This window comes from Streptomyces sp. NPDC058964, from assembly GCF_042741275.1.
GTDB lineage: Bacteria > Actinomycetota > Actinomycetes > Streptomycetales > Streptomycetaceae > Streptomyces.
In genome coordinates this window covers 7,124-13,442 of the sequence record NZ_JBHYKH010000238.1, presented here as the reverse complement: position 1 = coordinate 13,442, position 6,319 = coordinate 7,124, and the positions used below count along the sequence as shown (strand labels likewise).

Genomic DNA, 6,319 nt, shown 5'->3' with positions numbered 1-6,319 from the left:
CACCCCCACCCCAGCGCCCCCCCCCCCCCCCCCGCCCCGCCCGCCCCCCCCCCGTTCGCATCCCTGTGCGCATACTGAGGCTTGTCGGACTGTCGTACAGGGAGTGCTGCTTCAGTGACGGACGCGGAGGACCGCAAGCCGCAGTCGGACGAGGCCAGGAGCGCCTACGACTCCGAGATCACGTCCGAGTTCGCCGTTCCGGAGGGGCTCGCCGTCCCCAGAGGCGGCGGCGAGTCCGAGACGACCTCCGAATTCGCCCTGCCCGAGGGCCTGGACGCCCCGCAGCCGCCCGGCGCCGAGCCGGAAAGGTCGGCCTTCAGCGTGCCGAGCACCTACAGCGCCAGGCAGGCCCCGCCGGTCTTCACCCCGCCGGAGGGCATACCGGCCGTCAGCCTGATCAAGGACGCGCCCTGGCAGGACCGGATGCGCACGATGCTGCGCATGCCGGTGACCGAGCGGCCGGCGCCGGAGCCGGTGCAGAAGGCGGAGGAGGGCGGCCCGGCCGTCCCGCGCGTGCTCGACCTGACCCTGCGCATCGGCGAGCTGCTGCTGGCGGGTGGCGAGGGCGCGGAGGACGTGGAGGCCGCGATGTTCGCGGTCTGCCGTGCGTACGGGCTCGACCGCTGCGAGCCGACCGTCACCTTCACCCTGCTGTCGATCTCGTACCAGCCGTCGCTGGTCGACGACCCGGTGACGGCGTCCCGGACGGTACGCCGCCGGGGCACCGACTACACGCGCCTGTCGGCCGTGTTCCGGCTGGTGGACGACCTCACCACCGCGGACACCCACATCCCCCTGGAGGAGGCCTACCGGCGCCTCGCGGAGATGCGCCGCAATCGCCACCCGTATCCCGGATGGGCGCTGACCCTGGCGAGCGGGCTGCTGGCGGGCGCGGCCTCCGTCCTGGTGGGCGGTGACCTGATCGTTTTCGTCGCGGCGGCTCTGGGCGCGATGCTCGGCGACCGGCTGGCATGGCTGTGCGCGGGACGCGGGCTGCCGGAGTTCTACCAGTTCACAGTGGCCGCGATGCCGCCCGCGGCGATCGGTGTGGCCTTCGCACTGGCGCACGTCGACGTGAAGGCGTCCGCCGTGGTCACCGGTGGGCTGTTCGCGCTGCTGCCCGGACGGGCCCTGGTGGCGGGCGTGCAGGACGGGCTGACCGGCTTCTACATCACGGCGGCCGCGCGGCTGCTGGAGGTCATGTACTTCTTCGTCGGCATCGTCATCGGCGTGCTGCTGATCCTTTACTTCGGCGTGAAGGTGGGCGGCACGCTCAACCCGGACGCGGCGCTGAACATCGCCGAGCGGCCGCTGCTGCAGATCGCCGCGTCCATGGTGCTGTCGCTGACGTTCGCGGTGCTGCTCCAGCAGGAACGATCCACCGTGCTGGCGGTGACCCTCAACGGGGGCGTCGCATGGTCGGTGTACGGCGCGATGCACTACGTCGGCGGCATCTCACCGGTGGCCTCGACGGCCGTGGCCGCAGGGCTGGTGGGGCTCTTCGGCCAGCTGCTGTCGCGCTACCGGTTCGCGTCCGCGCTGCCGTACACGACCGCGGCGATCGGCCCGCTGCTGCCGGGTTCGGCGACCTACTTCGGACTGCTGTCCATGGCGCAGAACGAGGTGGACAAGGGGCTCGTGTCGCTGGCCAAGGCCGCGTCCCTGGCCATGGCCATCGCCATCGGGGTGAACCTGGGGTCGGAGATTTCCCGGCTGTTTCTGCGGGTGCCGGGCGGCACCGCCGCCGGACGCCGGGCCGCCAAGCGGACGAGGGGCTTCTGAGGGCCTACTGCTGGGGGTACGGGTACTGCTGCCGCCCCTGCCGGGCCCCGTACGGCTGCTGGTCGTAGCCCTGCGGGTACTGCTGTCCCGGGTACTGCTGTCCGGGGTGCTGCTGCGGCGGGTACTGCTGCCCGGGGTACTCCGGCTGGGCGTAGGGCTGCTGCTGCGGGCCGCCGTAGTACTCGTCGTAGCCCTGGTCGTAGCCCTGGTCGTAGCCCTGGTCATAGCCCTGGTTCGAACCGTTCGGCTGCGGCTGCTGCTGGTACTCCGGCTCGACGCGGCGCAGCCGGGTCGTGGCGTCGTCCATGGCCGGGGGCTGGGGCTGGGGCTGGAAGGGCTGCTGCTGGGCCGACGTCCCTGCGTGCGGGTTGTTCCTGTCCTTGGAGCGCGCCCGCAGGAACTCGATCGCGATCGGGATCACCGAGACGAGAACGATCAGGATGAGGATCGCCTCGATGTTCTTCTTGACGAAGCCGATGTTGCCCAGCCAGGAGCCGAGCAGGGTCACACCGGCACCCCACAGGACACCGCCGATGACGTTGAAGGTCAGGAACGAGCGGTACTTCATTCCGCTGACGCCCGCGATGATCGGCGTGAACGTGCGCACGATGGGCACGAAGCGGGCCAGGACCAGGGACTTCGGGCCGTACTTCTCGAAGAACTCGTGGGCCTTGGTGACGTTCTCCTGCTTGAAGAGACGGGAGTCCGCGCGGTTGAAGAGGGACGGGCCCACCTTCTTGCCGAACATGTAGCCCGCCTGGTCGCCGAGGATCGCGGCGAGGCAGATGAGGGCGATCGCACCCCACAGCGGGAAGTCCAGCTGGTGGGACGTGATCAGCAGGCCGCACGTGAACAGCAGCGAGTCACCCGGCAGGAAGAACCCGATCAGCAGGCCGGACTCGGCGAACACGATCAGGAGCAGGCCCCAGATGCTGTACGTGTCGAGCAGGTAGTTGGGGTCCAGCCAGCTCGGGCCGAGGGCGAGCGTCGTCACGGTTCCGGGCTCCTGAGGGGTGAAGGCGGTACGGCGTCCTTGGTACGGCCGCACAAAGCTATCAACGCAATGTGTCCACCCCAGGTTCCACCGGTGTCTCCAGGATGCACTGTGCCGGGACTGGGGCAAAGCTGTGAGCCATGGGCATTGATGAGTACGGCGGCGGTCAGGGACCCCAGCCGGACGTCCTGGTCGTGACCACCAACGACGTGCCCGGCTACCGGGTGCAGGAGGTCATCGGCGAGGTCTTCGGGCTGACCGTGCGCTCACGCCACCTGGGCAGTCAGATCGGCGCGGGCCTGAAGTCGATGATCGGCGGTGAGCTCAAGGGGCTCACCAAGACGCTGGTGCAGACCCGCAACCAGGCCATGGAGCGGCTCGTCGAGCAGGCACGCGCGCGGGGGGCCAACGGGGTGCTGATGTTCCGCTTCGACGTGACGGAGGCGGCGGACGCGGGCACGGAGGTGTGCGCCTACGGGACCGCGGTGGTCCTGGCCCGGGAGTAGGCCGCCCGGGCCAGGGGGCTACGACGTGTGCCGCGCCGCGTTCGCCGCGATCGCCTCGTTGAGGTGCTCGGCGAGGCCCGGCCGCATGGAGTCGTAGAACGCCCTGAACCGCTCGTCGGCCACGTACATGCCGCCGAGGCACCGGTGGAGTTCGTACGAGCACTCGTAGAACCACGAGCAGATGTGCTGCCGGTGCTCCTCGGCCAGGTCCATGGCCGCCTCGCCGGCCGGCGGCTCACCGGCGGCCAGCAGGGCGACGTAGCGCTCGCCCCAGGCGTCGGCCTCGGCCTGCAGGCGCTTCCAGTCCTCCTTGGTGTAGCGGGCGGCGCGGCGCTGTGACTCGGCGTACTCGTCGGTGCCGCCCCAGCGCTGCTCCGCCTCCTCCGCGTACTGGTCGGGATCCTTGTCCCCGAAGACCTCGAACCTCTCCTCGGGCGTGAGGTTGATGCCCATCTTGCGTGCCTCCATGGCGTGCTCCACGGCCGCGGCCATCTTCTGCAGCTTCTCGATCCGGGCGGTCAGCAGTTCGTGCTGACGGCGCAGGTGCGTGCGCGGGTCCGCGTCCGGATCGTCGAGCAGGACCGCGACCTCGTCGAGCGGGAAGCCGAGCTCCCGGTAGAACAGGATCTGCTGCAGCCGCTCCAGGTCGGCGTCGCTGTAGCGCCGATGGCCCGCGTGACTGCGCTCGCCAGGGGCGAGCAGGCCGATCTCGTCGTAGTGGTGCAGGGTGCGCACCGTGACACCGGCGAAGCCGGCGACCTGCCCCACGGAGTAACTCACTTCCGCTCCTTCTCTTGGTACGCACTCCACGGTGGGCCCTCACGTGACGTGAGGTGCAAGCCCGTTTCCCGGGATTTCCCCGGCTGCGCCACTCCGGATGTTGTGCCCGTTGTGTCCGCTTATGGTGAGCCCGTGGCCCAGGACTCCGCGCAGCAGGCGCCCACCACCGCTCCCGCGGCCCCCGCGCGCGCCCTGCTGCCGCTGATCCTGCCCGCTCTCGTCGTGGGCGTGGTCTCCAGCCTGCTCTTCGTCGGGGTGAGCGTGGGAGCCCAGCAGCTCGAGGGGGTGCTGTGGCAGACCCTGCCCGATGCCCTGGGGATCGGCCGCTACTCCGTGCCGTGGATGTTCATCATGCTCACCGCGACCGGCGTCGTGGTCGGGCTGGTGGTGTGGAAGGTGCCGGGCCACGCGGGGCCCGACCCGGCCACCATGGGTCTGAACGCCCCGGCCCTGCCGCCCGTCGTGCTGCCGGGCCTGCTGCTGGCGGCCGCCCTGATGCTCGCGGGCGGCCCGAGCCTCGGCCCCGAGAACCCGATCATCGCCGTGAACGTCGGCCTGGCCGTGTGGCTGGGCCGCCGGTACCTCCCCCGGATGCCGGGCGGGCTGTGGGCGGCGCTGGCGGAGGCGGCGACGCTCGGCGCGCTGTTCGGCACGCCCGTGGCGGCGGCCCTGGTCATCTCGGAGGCGCTGGCCGGCAAGCCGATCAAGGGACTGCTGTGGGACAACCTGTTCGCTCCCCTGGCCGCCGCCGCGGCCGGCGCCCTGACGACCGATCTGCTCCACCACGCGAGCTTCGATCTCCACCTGCCCCTGATCGGCCGGCCGGACGCGCGCGACGTGCTGTCCGCGATCGTCGTCGCCGTGGTCGGCGCGCTCCTCGGCATGTGCGCCGTCTACGCCTTCCCGTACCTCCACTCCGCCTTCGGGCGACTGCGGCACCCGATGCTGATGCTTCCGGCGGGCGGGCTCGTCCTGGGCGCGCTGGGGGCCCTGGGCGGCCCGCTGACCCTCTTCAAGGGGCTGGACCAGATCGCGGTGCTGGCGCGCGACCCGGAGGGCTGGACGGCCGGTCAGTTCGCCACCATGACAGTGGTGAAGCTGACCGCTCTGACGGTCGCCGCGACCTGCGGCTTCCGCGGCGGCCGGATCTTCCCCGCCGTGTTCGTGGGCACCGCGCTCGGTCTGTGCGCCCACGCCCTCGTTTCCGGCGTACAGCCCGCCGTAGGCGTGGCGGCGGGCGTCCTGGGCATGCTCCTGGCCATCACCCGGCAGGGCTGGGTGAGCCTGTTCACCGCCGCGGTACTCGTCGACTCGCCGGTGATCCTCGCCCTGCTGTGCATCGCCTCGCTGCCGGCCTGGCTGCTGGTGACGGGGCGGCCGCAGATGCAGCTGCGGCCGGACGGGACGGCGGTCCGGTGAGCGGCCGGCCAGTCCACCCCTTCCCTCTTCCTCCCCTGCCCCTCCTAGGAGACACGACCATGGCACTGCACAAGGGTCCGGCGAAGCACGAAGAGCGGACCGTGTCCGTCAACCCGTTCTACGGCGAGGCCAATCCGGTCGTCGACATGACCGAGGCCCCGCCCACGCACCGGCTCCCGGACACCCCGCTGCCGCCGACGACGGCGTACCAGCTGGTGCACGACGAGCTCATGCTGGACGGCAACTCCCGGCTGAATCTGGCCACGTTCGTCACCACCTGGATGGAGCCGCAGGCCGGGGTGCTGATGGGGGAGTGCCGGGACAAGAACATGATCGACAAGGACGAGTACCCGCGCACCGCCGAGCTGGAGCGGCGCTGTGTGGCGATGCTCGCCGACCTGTGGAACGCGCCGGATCCGTCGGCCGCCGTGGGCTGTTCGACGACCGGGTCGAGCGAGGCGTGCATGCTCGCCGGGATGGCGCTGAAGCGGCGCTGGATGAAGCGCAACGCCGACCGCTACCCGGCCGCGCGGCCCAATCTGGTCATGGGGATCAACGTCCAGGTGTGCTGGGACAAGTTCTGCAACTTCTGGGAGGTCGAGCCCCGGCTCGTACCCATGGAGGGCGACCGCTACCACCTGGACCCGCAGGCGGCGGCCGAGCTGTGCGACGAGAACACCATCGGCGTCGTCGGCATCCTCGGCTCGACCTTCGACGGCTCCTACGAGCCGATCGCCCCCCAGTTGGCGGCCCAGGACGCCCACCAGGTTCGGACCCCGCGGGGGGGGCCCCGGGGCCGGGGAGGGGGCGGGGGCGCCCCTGTGGGGGCGCGCGCGGG

General features: G+C 71.1%; 6 protein-coding genes. 4 read left to right on the top strand and 2 right to left on the bottom strand.

Annotated features, from left to right (window positions below; all coding sequences use genetic code 11):
- Positions 1 to 114: 114 nt before the first annotated feature.
- Complete coding sequence (locus ACFW2E_RS26380) at positions 115 to 1,782, top strand: threonine/serine exporter ThrE family protein (RefSeq protein WP_384469551.1); 1,668 nt, start codon at positions 115 to 117, stop codon at positions 1,780 to 1,782.
- Positions 1,783 to 1,786: 4 nt separating this feature from the next.
- Here the strand turns inward: ACFW2E_RS26380 and ACFW2E_RS26375 are convergent, their stop codons facing one another.
- The gene (locus tag ACFW2E_RS26375) at positions 1,787 to 2,776 is read right to left on the bottom strand and encodes a VTT domain-containing protein (RefSeq protein WP_384469550.1); all 990 of its coding nucleotides are present in this window, start codon (positions 2,774 to 2,776) and stop codon (positions 1,787 to 1,789) included.
- A 140-nt stretch (positions 2,777 to 2,916) separates the two neighbouring features.
- On the opposite strand from ACFW2E_RS26375, the gene ACFW2E_RS26370 reads away from it, so the two are divergent.
- Positions 2,917 to 3,282 (top strand): YbjQ family protein, encoded by a 366-nt coding sequence (locus ACFW2E_RS26370; RefSeq protein WP_384469549.1) that lies wholly within the window; start codon positions 2,917 to 2,919, stop codon positions 3,280 to 3,282.
- Positions 3,283 to 3,300: 18 nt separating this feature from the next.
- Here the strand turns inward: ACFW2E_RS26370 and ACFW2E_RS26365 are convergent, their stop codons facing one another.
- On the bottom strand, positions 3,301 to 4,062 hold the full coding sequence (locus ACFW2E_RS26365; protein ID WP_384469548.1) for a MerR family transcriptional regulator: 762 nt from the start codon (positions 4,060 to 4,062) through the stop codon (positions 3,301 to 3,303).
- A gap of 132 nt (positions 4,063 to 4,194) precedes the next feature.
- Here ACFW2E_RS26365 and ACFW2E_RS26360 point away from each other — a divergent pair, with 132 nt between their 5' ends.
- Together ACFW2E_RS26360 and ACFW2E_RS26355 are read left to right on the top strand one after the other, a co-directional pair.
- The gene (locus tag ACFW2E_RS26360; RefSeq protein ID WP_384469547.1) at positions 4,195 to 5,481 is read left to right on the top strand and encodes an ion channel protein; all 1,287 of its coding nucleotides are present in this window, start codon (positions 4,195 to 4,197) and stop codon (positions 5,479 to 5,481) included.
- Between the two features lie 59 nt (positions 5,482 to 5,540).
- On the top strand, positions 5,541 to 6,319 hold a 779-nt coding region (locus ACFW2E_RS26355), incomplete at its 3' end, for a pyridoxal-dependent decarboxylase (RefSeq protein WP_384469546.1).

Bases quoted from the DNA above. Each gene is read 5' to 3' on its own strand.
- ACFW2E_RS26370 (WP_384469549.1), top strand. From the start codon at position 2,917: ATGGGCATTGATGAGTACGGCGGCGGTCAGGGACCCCAGCCGGACGTC.